Below are 17,119 nucleotides of genomic sequence, written 5' to 3'. Positions count from 1 at the left end.
TCATAGCTCCGCGTCGGCGGTCCAGTGGAAGGAGGAGCCCCAGTTGCCTGCGGCGGATTGGTAGTTGACCTGGGCGCCGGACTGGCCGGCATACACGATGGACGTCACCGTGCCGATACCGCCGCTTGCGCCGGATATGCGCCCGGCCTGCCCGTTCACATCGCTGTAGACGGTGTAGGCAGGAATGGCACGCTTGGGGACGCGACACCGGATATGCGAGGTACTGCCAACACCGACGCTGCGGTCGTAGAACTGGTTGTCGCGGCCGATGCCATCGGCCGTGCCAGGTGGCACGTCCAGGTTGTAGCTCTTCTCGTAATAGCGCTGGCACAGCTGCAGCTCGTGGGCCAGCGGGCGCAGGTCGAATGCCGTTGCCCGGTTGCCGCGCTCCAGCTGCATCATCGCGATGCCGAACTCTCCGTTCTGGCCGGAGATGACACCGCCATAGGCATCCGCGCACAGATCCACCACCAGCCACAGGAAATCGCTGTCGACATTGCTGCCCAGCGTCTTCCCCTTCACCGATGGCAGTCGCGCACTGAGCTGGAAGTAGGTCCAGGACGCGGCGGTGACCGCTACGGTTCCCAGCTCCACGCTGACCGCGGCGGACGGCGAACCACCTGTGCCAAAGTGCTGGATGAGACGAACGCCGATGCGTTTTCCTGGCGGGCCATAGGCGAAACCGGAAACCGTCACTTCGCCGTCGGACAGCGTCGCCGCGCTCTCGACCTTCTGTGCGACGTAGGCGCTGCTACCTGCACTGGTCTTGGAGACAACGCTGTTGAGGAAACGGCGCGACTCCGGTGCGGCACCGCCGGCAGGCAGATTGGCCCCGCGATTTGCGGTATGCGTGCAGCCCAGCGCTGCCACGGTCCAACGATCGGCCACATAGATCTCGCCGCCCTGGGTGGTGCCGGTGGTGGCCCGCTGCCAGAAATCGAAGTTGCCGTTGATCAGGCGGTTCCTGCCTGGAATTGCAGTCTGAAGAGCGCGCTCCAGTGAATCCACGCGCTGCACGATTGTGGTCACGCCATCCAGCGCCCCATAGACCTCGGCGAAGTTGTCGTTGATCTTGGTAAACGCCGGGCGCTGCGTTTCACCCCGCATTCCGTTCGGTTGAACGGAATCGAGGTCGATGATTTTTCTCGTCATTGCTGTCGTCCTGTAAGTCCCTGGGGCGCCCCATCACAGCTCGGCATCGGCCCACCAATGCCACCACCCACCCCAGCGACCTGGATTGTTGGTCCAGCTGACTTCGTAGCCTGAAGGCGAGGCGTAGTTGACCAGGCAGGGAACGCGGGAGATGTTGTCTTCCGCGATGTGTCCGTCCTGCTGGATGTTGTCGGCCGAGATGATCATCACGTAAGGATGGGTACGCTTGGGTGCATGGAATCGCACACTCTGGTAATGCGCCATTCCCGGTGAATTGATCGAGAATGCCTCGCGCCCTTCGTTGTGCGCGGTGTTGGGCACGATGTCGAGGTTGTAGCTCTTCTCGTAGTAGCGCTGGCACAGCGCCAGTTCCACGCCCGGCGGCCGCCAGTCGAAGCGCGTCGCTGCGCGTCCGGATTCGACCTGGAACTGGGTGAATCCGAACGAGCCGTTCTGCGCCACCAACTCGCCCTTCTGGCCGGTACCGCACAGGTCGAACACCACGTAGAGGTGGTCGTTGCCATTGCTGCCGAGCACCTTTCCCCGGGTGCTCGGCAACGTCACCGTGATGCTGTGACGCTTGCCGGTCGTCCCCAGCGTAAGCACGCCGGCCTCCAGCATCACCTGCGGTGAGGGCGAGCCGCCTGTTCCGAAATCCTGGATGACACGCACGCCAACGCTGCGGCTTGGCGCGTCACAGTTGGCCCATACCGAGATCGTGATGTCACCGCTTGCACTGCGGACACCTTCGATTTTCTGCCCCATCCAGGCGCCACTTCTGGCAATGGCCTCGGATACGGTGCAGACCAGGATCGACCGGGTATCCTCCGGAAAGCCGGCCTGCCCGTCGTACGCCACGCGCTGTACGTCGTGGTTGCAGACCAGCGCCGAGTTCGTGAAGCGGTCGGCGAAGAATTTCTCCGCTCCCAACGTGCCTGATCCCTGGCCAACGCGACCGGACGTGCGACGCTGCCAGAACTGCAGGGCACCGTTGATGAGCAGATTCCTGCCTGGAACGCGGTCGGTGATGGCATTCGCCACGGTTTCCGGAATCTTCGCGACCTCGGTCAAGGCGTCGTAGACCTCGGCGAAATTCTCGTTGATCTTGGTGAACGCCGGGCGCTGTGTTTCACCCCGCTTTCCGTTCGGTTGAACGGAATCGAGGTCGATGATCTTTCTTGCCATTGTTGGCTCCTTGAACGAGGTGAATCGGTAGCGTCCGATCGCAGTCTGAGTACTTCCATTCCATCAACGGGCGGATCTCACGGCTTTCCGCCCGATCCCGCAGACGCATGAATGCACTCAGAGTTCGGCATCGGCGGTGTAGTGGCCTGCCAGGAGAACAGATCCGCTTACCAGGAAGCCTGCGCCGCCCACGTCCGCCATGAACGCCTGGCTCGTTGCCATGACTACATTGGTCAGGGTTCCCGCGCGCCATGCTCCGCCAGCGGCGTCGTAGTACCTCCAGAAGCTCGGCGATCCGATGTCACCACCTTCTCCGCCTGCGTGGAACAGCAGCTGTGGCGTGCCGCGCATCGTGCCTTTGAACTCTGCAGCAACGCGGCAGGTGCCACTGTTGAAGGCCACTGCGTTCCGGTGGACGGCGGAGCTGCTCCTGCTGTTGGGCACCTCTGCAACAGGGAAGGACTTCTGGTAGTAGCGCTGGCACAGCGCAAGCTCGTGGGCCGGTGATCTCCACTCGAAGCGGGTCGCCCGTGCGCCAACTTCCCACTGCATTTCACCGAAGTACAACTGGCCTGCCTGCGCGCCGAGCCCTCCTGTGCGCGCGTTGAAGTCGCTGCCTGCCGAGAGCCATACCGCACAGGTGACCGAATCATCGCCACCGCCAAGCGTCTTACCGTAGATGGAGGGAAGACTGACGGTCTTGCTGATCCGGTTCAGGCCCTGTGCGAGCGTAAACACTTCCGGCTGGATCGCCGTGACAGTGGGGCTTCCACCTGTTCCGAAGCGCTGCAGGAACTCGACTGCGATCTTTCTGCCTGCGGCGCCTGCGTTGTAGACCAGGAAGGATAGCGTGCTCTCCGCTGCGGCAAAGTTCCGCACACTTTCCACACGCTGCTCGAACAGGAAATGGTGTCCGGCGGCGTTGTGGTTCCCGTTGCAATTGGCGGCCAACGTAAACAGGCTTCTTGGAAAATTCGCATCGCCCGGGGCAACGGGTGATTTGAATATGCCTGCTCCGTCCATCCCTCCCTGCTGTGCGAAGAATCTGTCTGCACAGTAGGCAGCGGCAGCGGTGAAGTTGTCCCCACGCTGCCAGAGGTCGAAATTCCCATTGATCAAACGGTTCTTTCCAGAGACAGAGTGTGCGATGGCACCGGGGATTTCCTCCAGTGCCAACGCAACATCCTGAAAGTTCTGGTTGATCTTGGTGAAGGCCGGTCGTTGGGTCTCTCCGCGCTTTCCGTTGGGCTGGATGCTATCCAGGTCGATCCGTTGAAGATCCATGCTCATGCCTACGCCTGGAAGGTCTGCTCGAACGTGGCGGTGATCGTCGATACCTGGCCGCCGAGATGGCTGTCGGTGTAGGAATCACACATGTAGAGCCCCTGCCCCAGTGGTCCCTTCCACAGGAAGCTGCGGCCGGCATGGCCATCCAGGAAGGCCACGATCTCGTTGATCGTCCTGCGGTTGCCGACGAACTGCAGCTGGTAGCTGCGTGAGGTTGCATTCAGACCATCGGCAGCGGCCTGCGCATAACCATCACCGAACTTCGCGCGCTTCACGGCGGCGGTGGTGGTTCCCGTACTCTGGCTGGTTGCCGGCCAGGTGAAGGTGTCGGTCATTACATGGCACTCCTGCTGAGCACACCACCTGCCTTCAGGTCACGACTCTGCAGTTCGCGGTACTTGCGTTCCACGAACTGGCCGATCTCGTTGCCGAACTGCTGCAGCATGCTTTCGTTGGTGGTGACTTCCTTGCCACCGTTGTTGTCGATGCGGATGCTCACACCCACTCCGCCACCACCGCCGCCATGTGCGGCCACGCCGAGGCGGCCGTCCGGCCCGCGCTGCAGCGGCATGATCGCTTCCGGCCCCGCTTCGCCGAATACGCCGGCACCCTTGGCGAAGGCGAACAGCTGCGGGGTGTTGTAGACACCGCCGGAGTAGGCCGACAGGCTCGGCGACTGGTAGACGCCACCGTTGGCGTTGGCCTCCACCCCCGTGCCATATCCGAACAGGCCCGCGATCTTCTTGACGCCCCAGACGATTGCCTGTTGGATGGCAATCATCTTGAGATCGGCGATGATCGACTTGGCCAGATCCTTGTAGTTGGACTTGCCCGTCTTCACGAAACTCTGCAGTGCCGCCTCGGCGCCGGTGAACGCCTTGGAAAAGGCATCCTGGGTAGACTTGGCGGAGTTCTCGGTCTTTTCCATGTACTCGCCGAGCGCGCTGCCGAAGCCCTTGCGGAACCCCGAAAGTCCTGTGGTGCCCTTGGTGTCCTTGGCGTCCTTGGTTTCGCCCGCCTTGGTATCACCAGCCTTGGCGTCCTTGGCAGTCGCCACGCCTGCAATCACCGCCGCCGCGTCCGTCGCTGCATCCTTGGGCGTCAGGTCGACCCCCATCAAGCCGGCGATCTTCCTCGCCCCCCAGACCAGCGCCTGCTGTGCAGCGATCATCTTCAGGTCGGCCAGGATGGACTGGGCCAGCTCCTTGTACTTGGACTTGCCGGTGGTCACGAAGCTCCGCAGGGCTTCGTCGGCGCCAGTGAACGCTTTGTCGAACGCCTTCTTGGCCGCCGTGGCGGTGTTTTCGGTCTTCCCGATATAGTCGCCGAGCGCGCCGCCCAGGCCCTTGCGGATGCCCGCCAGGCCCATGTCGTCCTGTTGGGCCTTCTCTTCCTTCTTTGCAGCCTTGCCAGCGTCCGCGGCGGCTGTGGTCGCACCCGCCTTCGCCGCCGCCTGCAACTGCGTGTTCAAGGCAGTCAGTTGCGTGGACAGTGCGGTGACCAACGAAGCGCTGGTGGTCAGCACGGCATTGAATGCCTGCTGCACCGTATTGATCTTTTCCAGCTGCCGCTGGAACTCCTGTGTGCTGCCGGTCATCTCGGTCATGCTGCGCCTTGCTGCCTGCATGGCCGTTTCCAATGCGTTGCTGGCCTCCACGGTGGCCCGTGTGCTGCCAGGCGATGTAGTGCTCATTGAGTGTTCCTCGGGAGAGTCGGCTCCGCATCTGCGGAGCCGGGATCGGTCATCGGCGTAATCGCGATGGCCGGCTCATTCCTGTTGCATCTGCTCCAGGGCAGCGCGTTCGATGACGCGGATCGCCGCCATCACCTCGTCGTACTGTTCGCTGTCGAGCGCTTCGCGCTGCAGCTCGTGGTAGACCACGTTGTAATCCAGCCCGATCGGGCCACCTGCGCCGACGCGCCACTGGGTGGCAACCCGCGAGAAAAGTTCGATGGGAAGCACGCACTCCGGCCACAGCTCAACCTGCGGCGGCGGAAAATGCTTGGCCTTCAATCCAAGCTGCATCAGCTCGGACTCGGTGGGGGCCCGCCAGTACAGGGCCCCCACCGCCTCGATCAGTTTCCCTTGCGTGCGACCTGCAGCGCCTGGGTGTAGCCACCGATGATGGCGCCATCCAGGCCGGCCTGCTGCTGCAGCGCCAGCTCGACGCCGGCGGTATCCAGCGCCACATCGGCATCCCAGTCCACCACGATGTCCAGGATGGCCTGGGCCACGCTCAAGGTGTCATCGCCCAGACGCTCCAGCAGGCTGGCGTAGTCGGCTACCGACAGGTGCCGGTAGGTCAGGTTGAGCTTCTGCTCGCGACCGTGACCGACGATGGTCAGGGTGCTCTTGAAGCTCTCCGGCGCCTTTACCTGGAACATCAGGCGCCCTCGACCAGGATGGAGTCGGCCAGCGCGGTGAAGGTCGCGGTGGTGCCCATCGGGGTGTTGGCGGCCATGGTCGGGTCGCCGTTGTAGCTCAGGTAGCCGTACCAGTACAGCACGTCGCCGCCGACCAGCTTGGCACGCAGGATCACCGGCTCGCCCTTGGCATCAACGTTCTTCAGCGCCGAATACCACGGCTTCTTCGGATCGTAGAACAGCGGCAGGGTGATGGTCTTGGCGTTCTTGAAGGTCGGCATCTGCACCTGGCGACCGGTCGGGTCTTCCAGAAGCGTGCCGCTCCAGTACTGCTGCTCGCCACCGGCGGTGGTCGGGTCGCCCTGCTGGTCCAGGTCGACGAAGGCGCCTGCCTTGCGCAGCACGCCGGCACCGCTAGTGCCCGGGAACAGCACGGTGTCGGTGGTGTCGATGCCCAGCAGTTCAACGGTGCCGGTGGCTTCAGCACCGGCGCGGGTGGCGCGGTTGTTCAGGGCCGGCCAACCCGGCAGTTCAATGACCACTACATCGCCGGTGTCGACGCTGTTGGCGGCAACGCTGGCCAGTGCCGGCACAGCCTTGGAGATCGCGCTGGTGGCGATCGCGGTGGAGACGACCGGTGCGAAACCGAACTGGGTGCCCTTGGGAAGCTTGAGTGCCATGGTGTATTTCCTCGTTGGATAAAAAAAAGCCCGGCGGTTGCCGGGCTGGGGTGTTGCGCGGGTGATGCGGTTTACGGGTCGACGTACCACAGGCCGAAATCGAGCCGCGCGCCGTGCTTGTGCAGCACCGGCTCATGCACGGCGATTGCAGCGCCGAACGACTCGGCGGTCGGCAATCCCGCGCAGACCTGATCCTCGATCTCACGGATCAGGGTATTGGCCTGGGCGCGGCTGTCTGCCCAAACGGTCAGTTGCACGCGAGCGTGCTTCTGTTCGGGAGTGGAACCTTCGTTGAACCACACGGACTGTCCACCCATCTGCTGGTAGACGGCACACGGGTAGATGACCGGTTCCGGCGGAACGTCGGGATACAGCCGGCCCTGCAGCAGCGGGGCCAGCAGCGTGTGCAGCTGTGCTTCGTAACTCATCGCGGTGTCCTGGTTGGCGTCGCTCAGGCAGTGCCTGAAGACTGTTCGGTGAACAGCACCGTGGTCTGGCGCCGGCTGAAGTCGGGAGCAACGCCGGTGATATTGAAAACGCGACTGTCATGCACGATGCGCATGCCGACATGGATGCCGGCCTGTCGTGCAGCCGCCAATCGGACATGGAAACGCTGGCGGCGGATTGTGGCCGGCAGGCGGCTTTCCAGCGTCAGCCGCTGCACGCTGCCTGTGGGATCGGCAGTGATGGCGGCCCACAGTTCCGCCACCGGCTGCCAAGCGTCCAGCGGCTGCCCCCAGGCATCGAGCCGGCCGTCCTGGCGCTCGATACGGATGCGGCGATTGAGGTGGCCGGCGTTCATGGCGTTGCGGCCGGTCGGTACGGATCCAGCAGCGCGGCCACGCCGAACGGCAGCTCCATGGCGATGGCAGTGGCAGCTGCCGGTGCATCGAGCGTCTGTGCAGAGACAACCACGGCTTCGCGGTGGGCGTACAGGTGGCCCAGCAGCAGGCGGACTGCTGCGCGGATGCTGTCACTGGCGGGCATGCCCAACAGCAGGCGTGCACTGCGCGCGGTGGCCACGGCCAGGCGGCGATCGGCCACATCCCGCATGGCCTTGGCCTTGGCCGCGTTGGTCTCGGCGTTGGCGGCGGCAACCGCGGCTTCATGCCCGGTCACCGCCGCCGCCATGTCCTGCGGCAGCTGGTCCAGCGCCTGGTCCAGCGCGGCCTGGTCGGCGTACAGTTCGCGGCCCAGGTAGGCCGCGGCTGCGTCGCTGGCTGCGGCCAGCAGGTCACCCAGGATGGCGTCGTCAAAATCGCCGTCGATACGGCAGTGCGCGCGGCACTGCTCGAGGGTCAGCAGGGGCATCGAATCCTCCTTCGTTGATGGATGTGGAGTGCCCCGACCCTGCGCGCACGGCGGCGCCCCACGCGGTCACCAGGACGGCGCAGGAGAAGCAGGATCAGGGCGGAAAACAGAACGGCCACGACGGGAACGTCAGGGCCGGTGGCGATGGCATCGCAGCGCGCGATGGCACAAACGAAAGAAGCCCCCGGGGTCACCGGAGGCTTCTATGTCATCGTGGTACAAACGATACGCTTCGGGTGTGCACCCGTCAATCCGCAAACGGTTACCAGTCTGGTGACTTTTCCAGGCGCTGTGCGGGCGTGGTCACGGCGACGTGCGGCGGGCTGGATAGAATGGCAGCGCGCTGCTTCCGCAGCCCATTTTCCCGCTGGATTTCCGCATGCCTGCCACCCCCGAACGCTTCTTCGATGCGCGTACCGAACAAGGCGTGCTGCGCCTGTCCATCGCAGGCTCATTGCTGCTGGCCGCGGCTGCGGTGGTATTCGGTCTGCTGGCCAATTCCTCGCTGATCATCTTCGATGGCATCTACGGCCTGATCGATGTGGTGATGACCTGGCTGTCGCTGCTGGTCGCGCGACTGATCGCACTGTCCACCAGCACCGACGCGCTGCAGTCGCGGCTCAACCAGCGCTTCACCATGGGCTTCTGGCACCTGGAGCCGATCGTGCTGGGGGTGAGCGGCACGCTGATGATCGGCGCAGCACTGTATGCGCTGGTCAATGCGGTGGATGCGCTGATGTCCGGCGGCCGCCACATCGCACTCGGCCCAGCCATTGCCTTCGCCGGGTTGTCGATCGTCGGCGAAGGTGCACTGGCCTGGTTCGTGCTGCGCGCCAACCGCCGCATCGGTTCGGAGTTCATCGCACTGGACGCGAAGAACTGGGTGATCGCCGCCAGCATGTCAGCCTGCTACCTGCTGGCCTTCCTCGGCGGCGTGCTGGTGCAGGGCACCTCGCTGGCTTGGGTCGGGCCGTACATCGACCCGGCCATCCTCGCCTTCGTCTGCGTGCTGGTGATGATCGCCCCGCTGGGCACCGTGCGCCGGGCGCTGGCCGGCATCCTGCTGGTCACCCCGCCGGAACTGCAGACGCACGTGGACGCGGTGGCACGCGCGATCGTCGCCAGGCACGGCTTCGTCGAGCATCGCAGCTACGTGGCGCAGGTGGGGCGTGGCGAGCAGATCGAGCTGTTCTTCGTGGTACGCGAGGACGACCCGCCGCGGCCGCTGGTGGAATGGGACCAGCTGCGCGACGAGATCGGCGATGCGCTGGGCGAGGCCTCGCCCGACCGCTGGCTGACCATCATGTTCACCACCGACCGTGAGTGGACGATCTAGGCCAGCAGGACGATCAATCAAGTTTTTCGTACGAACTGCAACCCAACGTACGCAGAAACCGGGCAAAGTAGGCTCCAACGCACCACCCACCCACTGACCAGGAGCATCACGATGTCCATCGAAAAGGTTCTGTATACCGCCCAGGCCACCTCCACCGGCGGCCGCGAAGGCCGTTCCGTCTCCTCCGACAACGTGCTGGACATCCAGCTGTCGACCCCGCGCGAGCTGGGTGGCGCCGGCGGCCCGGGCACCAACCCGGAACAGCTGTTCGCCGCTGGCTACTCGGCCTGCTTCCTGGGTGCGCTGAAGTTCGTGGCCGGCCAGGCCAAGGTCGCGCTGCCGGCCGACACCACCGTCACCGGCAAGGTCGGCATCGGCCAGATCCCGACCGGTTTCGGCATCGAAGCCGAACTGACCATCAACGTGCCGGGCGTGCCGCGCGAGCAGGTGGAAGAACTGGTGCAGAAGGCGCACATCGTGTGCCCGTACTCCAACGCCACCCGCGGCAACATCGACGTGACGCTGGTCGTTGCCTGATGCGAGCGGGGTCAGAGCCCTTTCGCGTTGCGAAAGGGATCCGACCCCCCAAAAAAAATGGGCGGATGCCGGTCGAAACCGAACATCCGCCCATCCCACCTTCGTTGTCCCGCACGGGGGCATGAGGTTGCCGGCCAACGGCCGGCACTACCAGGTCACTTCTCGCTCGTGATGAGCTGCACGACGCTGGAGAAATCCAGCTTGCCGCGGCCAGCCTGGTGGTTCATCGAGTACAGGTTGCGGGCCACTTCGCCCAGCGGGATCGAGGCGCCGACACTCATCGCCGCTTCCACCGCCAGGCCCATGTCCTTCAGCATCAGATCGCTGCCGAAACCGCCACTGTAGCCGCGCGAGGCCGGGGCGTTTTCCAGCACGCCCGGCCACGGGTTGCACACTTCGGTGGCCCAGCTGCGGCCGGTGCTGACCGCCATCATCTGCGACAGCACCTTCGGGTCCAAGCCGTGCGCCACGCCGAGTGCGATGGCTTCACCGGTCACCGCCATGATCACGCCCAGCGCCATGTTGTTGCACAGCTTGGCCACCTGGCCGGCACCGCTGGCACCGACGTGGAAGATGTTCTTGCCCATTGCCTGCAGCACCGGGCGGGCGCGTTCCAGCGCGTCCTCTTCGCCACCGACGATGAAGGTCAGGGTGCCGGCCTGGGCACCGGCGGTACCGCCGGATACCGGCGCGTCGATCATCTGCAGGCCACGCGCGGCGGCCGCTTCCGAGACCTTGCGGGCACTGGCCGGTGCGATCGTGCTGCAGTCGATGACCAGTGCACCGGCCGGGATGGCGGCGAGAATGCCGTCATCACCCAGGTACACGCCTTCGACGTGACGGCTGGCCGGCAGCATCGAGATCACGACCTCGGCATCGACGAGGGTTTCGCGCGCCGACGCGGCCGCGCTGGCGCCGGCATCGACGGCGGCCTGCACCGCGGCCGGGACCAGATCGAACACGCGCACGGTGTGGCCGTTCTTGACCAGATTGGCGGCCATCGGGCCGCCCATGTTGCCCAACCCGATGAATGCAATGCGGCTCATGCAAGGCTCCTTTCAACAAGGGGAGTGCCCAGGTCGGCCAGCGGATGCGCGGCGGCGGCCCAGGGGGAAGCGAAGAAGGTGTCGGCCCACTCGCCGGTGGCCTCGGCCAGGGTGGCCGGGTTCCACTGCGGATTGCGGTCCTTGTCGATCAGCAACGCGCGGATGCCTTCGGCGAAATCACCGTGGGCGGCGCAATGCAGGGCGACGATGTACTCCAGGCGATAGATCGCGGCCAGATCCTGGCCGGCACTGCGGCGCTGCAGCTCGTACGACAACCGTGCCGAACCCGGTGCACCGGCGGCGAGGGTTTTCTGTGCCGCCTGCAACCAGGCATCGTCGGTCTGCAGACCGGCAATGCGCGCAATGATGGCCTGCAGGTCATCGCCTTCGCACAACGCATCGACCTGCGCCGCATTGGCCAGCAGCGGACCGGTCGCAGCATCACTGGCATGCGACTGCAGCAGATGGGTCAGGCGTTCGTGGTTGTGTGCGGGATCCCTGGACCACGCCACCTGCAGCAGCGCGTCGAACACCGCGCTGCGGCGCTCTTCAGCCACGTGCACATCGGCCAGGCCGGCATAGATGGCATCGCCCGGATTGAGCAGTGCGCCGGTCAGGGCCAGGAACAGGCCACCCTTGCCCGGCACGCGCGGCAGCAGCCAGCTGCCACCGACATCAGGGAACAGGCCGACGGTGATTTCCGGGAAAGCCAGCTTGGAGCGCTCGCTGACCACGCGGTGGCTGGCACCGGACATCAGGCCGATGCCGCCGCCCATCACGATGCCATGGCCCCAGCACAGGATCGGCTTGGCGTAGGTGTGAATGAGGTAATCGACGCGGTATTCCACGTCGAAGAACTCGGCCGCGTAGTCGTTCTCGCGGATGTCGCTGCGGCCGGCCTCACGGAAGGCGACCATGGCCTTGTACAGGCTGTGCAGGTCGCCGCCGGCGCAGAACGCCTTTTCGCCGGCGCCCTGCAGCACCACCATGGCGATGCCGTCGTCGTCGGCCCAGGCGTTGAGCTGCTTCAGCAGCAGGTGCGCCATCGGCAGCGAGAAACCATTGAGCGTACGCGGTGCGTTGAGCGTGGCGATGCCAATGCGCGTGCCGTTGCCGGCTGCGCGCTCTTCGAACAGCACCGGTGCGTCGTCGGCAGCGGTGTCGGTGCTCATGCGTTCTTCCACTGCGCGGCGCGCTTTTCCAGGAAGGCAGTCACGCCCTCGACCTGGTCGGCGGTGTCGAACAGGTCGACGAAGGCTTCGCGCTCGGCCACCAGCGCCGAGGCGTGGGTGCCGGTGCGGGTGGACTGCACCAGGGTCTTGCAGGCGGCGATGCTGGTCGGGCTCTGCTTGCCGGCCTTCTTCGCCCATTCCAGGGCCAGTGCCTTGGATTCGCCCTTGCCGACCTTTTCTTCGGCCAGGCCGATGCGCAGCGCGGTCTCGGCGTTGATGCGCTCTCCCAGCAGGATCATGCGCTTGGCCCAGCCCTCGCCGACCAGGCGCGGCAGGTTCTGGGTGCCACCGGCGCACGGCAGCAGGCCGACGGTGGCCTCCGGCAGCGCGACCTGGGCGTGGTCTTCGATGATGCGCAGGTCACAGGCCAACGCGCATTCCAGGCCACCGCCCATGGCATAGCCGTTGATCGCGGCGATCGACACGCCACGGAAACCGGACAGCGCCTCGAAGGCTTCACCGAAGCGGCGCGCGGCCTCACGTGCAGCGGCCTTGTCGCCCGAGGCGAACTGGTTGAGGTCGGCACCGGCAGAGAAGAACTTCTCGCCGTCACCGGTGATCACCAGCGCGTAGATCCCGCGGTCCGCGTTGAGCGCACCGACCAGGTCGCGCAGCGCCGACAGGCTGTGCACGGTCCAGGTATGCGCCGGCGGGTTGTTCAGGGTGACCACGGCGGTGTGGCCATCCACCTTGACCTTCAGGCCCACGTGCTCCTGGGTACGCCATTCCTTCATCGCAGTTCCTCTTCGGTGTTGAGCAGGTGGCGGGCAACGATCACCCGCATGATCTCGTTGGTGCCTTCCAGGATCTGGTGCACGCGGCAGTCACGCAGCAGGCGCTCGATCGGGTATTCGCGGATGTAGCCGTAGCCCCCGTGGATCTGCAGCGCTTCATTGCAGACGTTGAAACCGGCATCGGTGGCGAAGCGCTTGGCCATCGCGCACCACACGTTGGCATCGCTGGCACCGGCATCGAGCTTGCGTGCGGCGGTGTGCACCATCTGCCGTGCGGCCACCAGCTGGGTGACCATGTCGGCCAGCTTGAACTGCAGCGCCTGGAATTCGGCCAGCGCTTTGCCGAACTGGCGGCGCTCGCCCATGTAACGGCGCGCGGCATCCAGCGCGCCCTGCGCGGCACCCAGCGAGCAGGCAGCGATGTTGATGCGGCCGCCATCGAGCCCCTTCATCGCCAGCTTGAAGCCGCCGCCTTCCTCTCCCAGAAGATGGCTGACCGGCACACGGACATTCTCGAAGGTGATGCCGCGGGTGGGCTGGCTGTTCCAGCCCATCTTTTCTTCCTTGCGGCCGAAGCTGATGCCCAGCAGGTCCGACGGCACCGCAATCGCGCTGACACCGCCGGCACCGGCACCGCCGGTACGTGCCATCACCACCAGCAGTTCGGTGGCACCGGCGCCGGAGATGAAGGCCTTGGAACCGTTCAGCACGTAGAAGTCGCCATCGCGCACGGCCGTGGTCTTCAGCGACGCCGCATCGGAACCGGCACCCGGTTCGGTCAGACAGTACGAGGCCAGCTTGTTGCCTGAGGACAGGTCAGTGCCCCACGCATCGCGAAGCGCCGGCTGGCCCCACTTGGACACCATCCACGAAGCCATGTTGTGGATGCTGATGTAGGCCGCGGTCGACGGATCGACGTTGGCGAGCTCCTCGATGACGACGGCGGCGTCCAGTCGGCTCAGGCCGCTGCCGCCCACTTCCGGGTCCATGTACAGACCGCAGAAGCCCAGTTCACCGGCCTTGGCGATCGCCTCGCGCGGAAAGATGCCCTCCGCATCCCATCGCGCGGCGTGCGGCGCCAGTTCGGCCTGTGCGAAGTCGCGCGCCGCCTCGCGGTACGCCTGCTGCGCTTCTTCCAGTTCCGTCGTCATCGAGTGGCTCATGGCTGCTCCTGCCGTTACTTCAGGCTGATCGTGGTGTTGACGCCGTGGCTCAGCGTTTCGTCATCGAACCAGCGCGCGGTGACCGTCTTGGTCTGGGTGTAGAACAGCACCACCTGCTTGCCGTACGGGCCCAGGTCGCCCAGCTTGGACGCGCGCGAACCGGTGAACGAGAACAGCGGCACCGGCACCGGGATCGGCACGTTGATGCCGACCTGGCCGACGTCGATGTCTTCCTGGAACTTGCGCGCGGCGGCGCCGGACTGGGTGAACAGTGCGGTGCCGTTGCCGTTCGGGTTGCTGTTGACCATCGCGATGGCCTCTTCCAGCGTCTCCGCTTCGAGGATGACCAGCACCGGCCCGAAGATTTCTTCCTGGTAGATGCGCATGTCGGTGGTGACACCGGCAAAGATGGTCGGGCCGACGAAGTTGCCCTTCTCGAAACCATCGACCTGCGGCTTGCGGCCATCGAGCACCAGCCTGGCGCCCTGCTCCACGCCCGAGGCGATCAGGCCTTCCACGCGCTCGCGGGCGCTGCAGGAAATGACCGGGCCGACGTCGGTGCCGGCCACGGTGCCGCCGCTGACCTTCAGGGTCTTGGCCTTGGTGACCAGGTCCTGCACCCAGCTACGCGCTTCACCGACCAGCACCAGCGTGGAGGCTGCCATGCAGCGCTGGCCCGCGGCACCGAAGGCGGCACCGACCATCGCGTTGAGGGTCTGTTCCTTGTTGGCGTCCGGCAGCACCACGGCGTGGTTCTTGGCGCCCATCATGCACTGCACGCGCTTGCCGGCCAGCGAGGCCCGGTTGTACACGTGGGTGCCGACGCGGGTGGAACCGACGAACGACACGGCCTTGATGTCCGGATGGTCGCAGATCGCGTTGACCACTTCCTCGCCGCCGTGGACGACGTTCAGCACGCCCTTCGGAATGCCGGCTTCCAGGGCAAGCTCGACCAGGCGCATGGTGACCATCGGGTCCTGCTCGGACGGCTTGAGGATGAAGGTGTTGCCCGTTGCAATCGCCATCGGGAACATCCACAGCGGGATCATCGCCGGGAAGTTGAACGGGGTGATGCCGGCGCACACGCCCAGTGGCTGCATGATCGAGTAGGTGTCGACGCCGGTGGCCACGTTGTTGGCCAGCTCGCCCAGCTGCAGGTTGCCGATGGCGGCGGCGTGCTCGACCACTTCCAGGCCACGGAACACGTCACCTTCCGCGTCCGGCAGGGTCTTGCCCTGTTCGGCGGTAAGGATGTGCGCCAGCTCGCCCATGTTCTCGCGGATCAGCTGCTGGTACTTCAGGAAGATGCGCGCACGGGTGCCGATCGGGGTCTTGCGCCAGGTCTTGAAGGCTTCCTTGGCGGCGGCGACGGCGGCGTCCACTTCGCCGGTGGTGGCGAACGGCACCTTGGCCAGCACGTCCTGGGTGGCCGGATTGATCACGTCCTGCCAGTGGGAGGTGGCCGATTCAACGAACTGGCCATCGATCAGCATGCGGATACGGGGCGCTGCAACAGTCATGACGACAATCCCACAGGGTGCGAAAGATGCTTGGCATTATTCACAGCACCCACCTCGATTTCCGGGCTGAATCCGCTTAATCTGGCCAACACGCCAGACGATTCATGTTAATTCTGTGAATTATTCAGCCCCCCAGCGACAACTTGGCCTGCGCCTGCTGCGTCTGCGCGAACAGCGCGGCTACAGCCAGGCGGATCTGGCGCGGGCGCTGGGGCTGTCGGCCAGCTACCTGAACCAGATCGAGCGCAACAAGCGTCCACTGACGCCGGCGGTGCAGAAGAAGCTGGGCCAGGTACTCGGCGATGTTTCGGCGCTGTTCGACGAAGATGAGCCCGCCGCATTGCAGGAAGCGCTGGGCGAAACCCTGCGCGACCTGGGCCTGGCCGAGGTCAGCGCGACCGAGCTGCGCGCCCTCGCTGGCAACCTGCCGCAGGTCAGCCGCGCGCTGCTGGACCTGCACCGCCGCCACCTGGCGCTGCGCGAGCATGCCGCCGCGCTGGAATTCCAGCTGGGCGAGCCCGGTGCCGGCAGCACCCTGCCAGCCGGTGACCAGGTGCGTGAGTTCTTCAACCGCATGCACAACCACATTCCCGAGCTGGACGAGCTGGCCGAGCAGCTGTTCGCCGAATGGGGGCTCTCGCCCGGGCACGTGGCGCCGCGGCTGCGCCAGCTGTTGGCCGACCGCCACGGCGTGCTGGTGGAAGTGGCCGCCCTTCAGGCCGGGCGTGAGAAGCGCCAGTTCGACGCCGGCACGCACCGGTTGTGGCTGCCCGACTATCTGGAGCCGGGTCAGCAGGCGTTCCAGATGGCCGCCGAACTGGCCCTGCACGGGTACCTGCCGCAGATCGATGCGGTGGTGGCGCGTGCCGGCTTCACCGATGACGCGCGCATCGCCCAGGCCCGCATCGGCCTGTCGAACTACTTTGCAGGCGCGCTGGTGATGCCGTACATGCGTTTCCTGCGTGCGGCCGAATCCAGCAGCTACGACATCGAGCTGCTGGCACACCAGTTCGGTGTCGGCTTCGAGGCGGTCTGCCACCGGCTGAGCACGCTGGCGCGGCGCAGCGCGCCCGGCCTGCCGTTCTTCTTCATCCGCGTGGACCGTGCCGGCAACGTGTCCAAACGCCATTCGGCCACCGATTTCCACTTCTCGCAGGTGGGCGGCTCGTGCCCGCTGTGGATCGTCTACGAGGCGTTCAACCAGCCCGGCCGCATCCTTACCCAGACCGCGCGCATGCCCGACGGGCGCCGCCATTTCTGGCTGGCGCGGCAGGTCAGCAGCGGCCCGGTCGGCCATGGCCAGCCACGCAAGACCTTCGCGGTGGCGCTGGGCTGCGATCTGCAGCATGCCGAGCGGCTGGTGTATTCGCTGGGGCTGGATGTGCAGAGCCCGGGCAATTCGGTATCGATCGGCCCGGGTTGCCGGGTGTGCCCGCGCGAGGACTGCATGCAGCGCGCGTTCGCGCAGTTGCCGGGGCGGTAGGGTTGGTTCGGCAGGGCTGCGCCCTGCACCCGTGGTAGTGCCGGCCGCTGGCCGGCAACAGCAACAACAAAGGCAAAAGCTGGCATTCC

19 protein-coding genes are annotated in these 17,119 nt (G+C 65.5%); 3 read left to right on the top strand and 16 right to left on the bottom strand.

Annotated features, from left to right (window positions below):
- The 11 genes from EGM71_RS01195 to EGM71_RS01145 form a co-directional block, all read right to left on the bottom strand.
- The gene (locus EGM71_RS01195; protein WP_188487222.1) at window positions 1–1,152 is read right to left on the bottom strand and encodes a hypothetical protein; all 1,152 of its coding nucleotides are present in this window, start codon (window positions 1,150–1,152) and stop codon (window positions 1–3) included.
- A 33-nt stretch (window positions 1,153–1,185) separates the two neighbouring features.
- Window positions 1,186–2,337 (bottom strand): hypothetical protein, encoded by a 1,152-nt coding sequence (locus EGM71_RS01190; protein WP_188487221.1) that lies wholly within the window; start codon window positions 2,335–2,337, stop codon window positions 1,186–1,188.
- A 117-nt stretch (window positions 2,338–2,454) separates the two neighbouring features.
- A complete protein-coding gene (locus EGM71_RS01185; RefSeq protein ID WP_188487219.1) occupies window positions 2,455–3,627 on the bottom strand; it encodes a hypothetical protein in 1,173 nt (390 codons plus the stop codon).
- Between the two features lie 2 nt (window positions 3,628–3,629).
- Complete coding sequence (locus EGM71_RS01180; RefSeq protein ID WP_087921208.1) at window positions 3,630–3,959, bottom strand: phage tail protein; 330 nt, start codon at window positions 3,957–3,959, stop codon at window positions 3,630–3,632.
- Window positions 3,959–5,317, bottom strand: a complete 1,359-nt coding sequence (locus tag EGM71_RS01175) for a phage tail tape measure protein (RefSeq protein WP_188487217.1) — start codon at window positions 5,315–5,317, stop codon at window positions 3,959–3,961. Before EGM71_RS01175 ends, EGM71_RS01180 begins: the two co-directional genes overlap by 1 nt.
- Before the next feature lie 75 nt (window positions 5,318–5,392).
- Window positions 5,393–5,650 carry a DUF1799 domain-containing protein gene (locus tag EGM71_RS01170; RefSeq protein ID WP_014035628.1) on the bottom strand — a complete coding sequence of 86 codons (258 nt, stop codon included), beginning with the start codon at window positions 5,648–5,650 and terminating at the stop codon, window positions 5,393–5,395.
- Between the two features lie 50 nt (window positions 5,651–5,700).
- Window positions 5,701–6,009, bottom strand: coding sequence for a phage tail assembly chaperone (locus EGM71_RS01165; RefSeq protein WP_014645599.1), 309 nt, complete (start codon window positions 6,007–6,009; stop codon window positions 5,701–5,703).
- Entirely contained in the window at window positions 6,009–6,668 is a 660-nt protein-coding gene (locus EGM71_RS01160) for a phage tail protein (RefSeq protein WP_188487215.1), read from the bottom strand. Before EGM71_RS01160 ends, EGM71_RS01165 begins: the two co-directional genes overlap by 1 nt.
- Window positions 6,669–6,739: 71 nt before the next feature.
- Window positions 6,740–7,096 (bottom strand): tail completion protein gp17, encoded by a 357-nt coding sequence (gene gp17, locus EGM71_RS01155; protein WP_188487213.1) that lies wholly within the window; start codon window positions 7,094–7,096, stop codon window positions 6,740–6,742.
- A 23-nt stretch (window positions 7,097–7,119) separates the two neighbouring features.
- The gene (locus EGM71_RS01150; protein ID WP_188487211.1) at window positions 7,120–7,470 is read right to left on the bottom strand and encodes a head-tail adaptor protein; all 351 of its coding nucleotides are present in this window, start codon (window positions 7,468–7,470) and stop codon (window positions 7,120–7,122) included.
- Entirely contained in the window at window positions 7,467–7,979 is a 513-nt protein-coding gene (locus tag EGM71_RS01145; protein ID WP_188487209.1) for a head-tail connector protein, read from the bottom strand. Before EGM71_RS01145 ends, EGM71_RS01150 begins: the two co-directional genes overlap by 4 nt.
- 379 nt (window positions 7,980–8,358) lie before the next feature.
- On the opposite strand from EGM71_RS01145, the gene EGM71_RS01140 reads away from it, so the two are divergent.
- Complete coding sequence (locus tag EGM71_RS01140) at window positions 8,359–9,315, top strand: cation diffusion facilitator family transporter (RefSeq protein ID WP_188487207.1); 957 nt, start codon at window positions 8,359–8,361, stop codon at window positions 9,313–9,315.
- A 111-nt stretch (window positions 9,316–9,426) separates the two neighbouring features.
- Window positions 9,427–9,852, top strand: a complete 426-nt coding sequence (locus EGM71_RS01135; protein ID WP_005411948.1) for an organic hydroperoxide resistance protein — start codon at window positions 9,427–9,429, stop codon at window positions 9,850–9,852.
- Between the two features lie 155 nt (window positions 9,853–10,007).
- Here EGM71_RS01135 and mmsB read toward each other — a convergent pair whose 3' ends face one another.
- From mmsB to EGM71_RS01110, 5 genes are read right to left on the bottom strand one after another with little or no spacing between them, the layout of a single operon-like run.
- Window positions 10,008–10,898: a 3-hydroxyisobutyrate dehydrogenase gene (mmsB, locus tag EGM71_RS01130; protein ID WP_188487205.1), complete on the bottom strand. Its 891-nt coding sequence runs from the start codon at window positions 10,896–10,898 to the stop codon at window positions 10,008–10,010.
- A complete protein-coding gene (locus EGM71_RS01125; protein ID WP_188487203.1) occupies window positions 10,895–12,070 on the bottom strand; it encodes an enoyl-CoA hydratase/isomerase family protein in 1,176 nt (391 codons plus the stop codon). The genes mmsB and EGM71_RS01125 overlap by 4 nt, the downstream gene beginning before the upstream one ends.
- Window positions 12,067–12,864 (bottom strand): enoyl-CoA hydratase, encoded by a 798-nt coding sequence (locus tag EGM71_RS01120; RefSeq protein WP_188487201.1) that lies wholly within the window; start codon window positions 12,862–12,864, stop codon window positions 12,067–12,069. Before EGM71_RS01120 ends, EGM71_RS01125 begins: the two co-directional genes overlap by 4 nt.
- Window positions 12,861–14,027, bottom strand: coding sequence for an acyl-CoA dehydrogenase family protein (locus tag EGM71_RS01115; RefSeq protein ID WP_188487199.1), 1,167 nt, complete (start codon window positions 14,025–14,027; stop codon window positions 12,861–12,863). Before EGM71_RS01115 ends, EGM71_RS01120 begins: the two co-directional genes overlap by 4 nt.
- 14 nt (window positions 14,028–14,041) lie before the next feature.
- Complete coding sequence (locus EGM71_RS01110) at window positions 14,042–15,547, bottom strand: CoA-acylating methylmalonate-semialdehyde dehydrogenase (RefSeq protein WP_188487197.1); 1,506 nt, start codon at window positions 15,545–15,547, stop codon at window positions 14,042–14,044.
- 115 nt (window positions 15,548–15,662) lie between these two features.
- Here EGM71_RS01110 and EGM71_RS01105 point away from each other — a divergent pair, with 115 nt between their 5' ends.
- A complete protein-coding gene (locus tag EGM71_RS01105) occupies window positions 15,663–17,030 on the top strand; it encodes a helix-turn-helix domain-containing protein (protein ID WP_188487196.1) in 1,368 nt (455 codons plus the stop codon).
- Window positions 17,031–17,119 lie beyond the last annotated feature (89 nt).

Origin of the sequence: Stenotrophomonas maltophilia, assembly GCF_006970445.1 — a bacterium.
GTDB lineage: Bacteria > Pseudomonadota > Gammaproteobacteria > Xanthomonadales > Xanthomonadaceae > Stenotrophomonas > Stenotrophomonas maltophilia_AU.
This window is presented reverse-complemented; position numbering and strand designations above follow the sequence as displayed.

What these genes read in the sequence shown, in the direction of transcription:
- EGM71_RS01120 (WP_188487201.1), bottom strand. Translation starts at nt 12,864, where the DNA reads ATGAAGGAATGGCGTACCCAGGAGCACGTGGGCCTGAAGGTCAAGGTG.
- EGM71_RS01160 (WP_188487215.1), bottom strand. Translation starts at nt 6,668, where the DNA reads ATGGCACTCAAGCTTCCCAAGGGCACCCAGTTCGGTTTCGCACCGGTC.
- EGM71_RS01175 (WP_188487217.1), bottom strand. Translation starts at nt 5,317, where the DNA reads ATGAGCACTACATCGCCTGGCAGCACACGGGCCACCGTGGAGGCCAGC.
- gp17 (WP_188487213.1), bottom strand. Translation starts at nt 7,096, where the DNA reads ATGAGTTACGAAGCACAGCTGCACACGCTGCTGGCCCCGCTGCTGCAG.
- EGM71_RS01165 (WP_014645599.1), bottom strand. Translation starts at nt 6,009, where the DNA reads ATGTTCCAGGTAAAGGCGCCGGAGAGCTTCAAGAGCACCCTGACCATC.
- EGM71_RS01185 (WP_188487219.1), bottom strand. Translation starts at nt 3,627, where the DNA reads ATGAGCATGGATCTTCAACGGATCGACCTGGATAGCATCCAGCCCAAC.
- EGM71_RS01150 (WP_188487211.1), bottom strand. Translation starts at nt 7,470, where the DNA reads ATGAACGCCGGCCACCTCAATCGCCGCATCCGTATCGAGCGCCAGGAC.
- EGM71_RS01125 (WP_188487203.1), bottom strand. Translation starts at nt 12,070, where the DNA reads ATGAGCACCGACACCGCTGCCGACGACGCACCGGTGCTGTTCGAAGAG.
- EGM71_RS01180 (WP_087921208.1), bottom strand. Translation starts at nt 3,959, where the DNA reads ATGACCGACACCTTCACCTGGCCGGCAACCAGCCAGAGTACGGGAACC.
- EGM71_RS01195 (WP_188487222.1), bottom strand. Translation starts at nt 1,152, where the DNA reads ATGACGAGAAAAATCATCGACCTCGATTCCGTTCAACCGAACGGAATG.
- EGM71_RS01115 (WP_188487199.1), bottom strand. Translation starts at nt 14,027, where the DNA reads ATGAGCCACTCGATGACGACGGAACTGGAAGAAGCGCAGCAGGCGTAC.
- EGM71_RS01140 (WP_188487207.1), top strand. Translation starts at nt 8,359, where the DNA reads ATGCCTGCCACCCCCGAACGCTTCTTCGATGCGCGTACCGAACAAGGC.
- EGM71_RS01145 (WP_188487209.1), bottom strand. Translation starts at nt 7,979, where the DNA reads ATGCCCCTGCTGACCCTCGAGCAGTGCCGCGCGCACTGCCGTATCGAC.
- EGM71_RS01170 (WP_014035628.1), bottom strand. Translation starts at nt 5,650, where the DNA reads ATGCAGCTTGGATTGAAGGCCAAGCATTTTCCGCCGCCGCAGGTTGAG.
- EGM71_RS01190 (WP_188487221.1), bottom strand. Translation starts at nt 2,337, where the DNA reads ATGGCAAGAAAGATCATCGACCTCGATTCCGTTCAACCGAACGGAAAG.
- EGM71_RS01110 (WP_188487197.1), bottom strand. Translation starts at nt 15,547, where the DNA reads ATGACTGTTGCAGCGCCCCGTATCCGCATGCTGATCGATGGCCAGTTC.
- EGM71_RS01135 (WP_005411948.1), top strand. Translation starts at nt 9,427, where the DNA reads ATGTCCATCGAAAAGGTTCTGTATACCGCCCAGGCCACCTCCACCGGC.
- mmsB (WP_188487205.1), bottom strand. Translation starts at nt 10,898, where the DNA reads ATGAGCCGCATTGCATTCATCGGGTTGGGCAACATGGGCGGCCCGATG.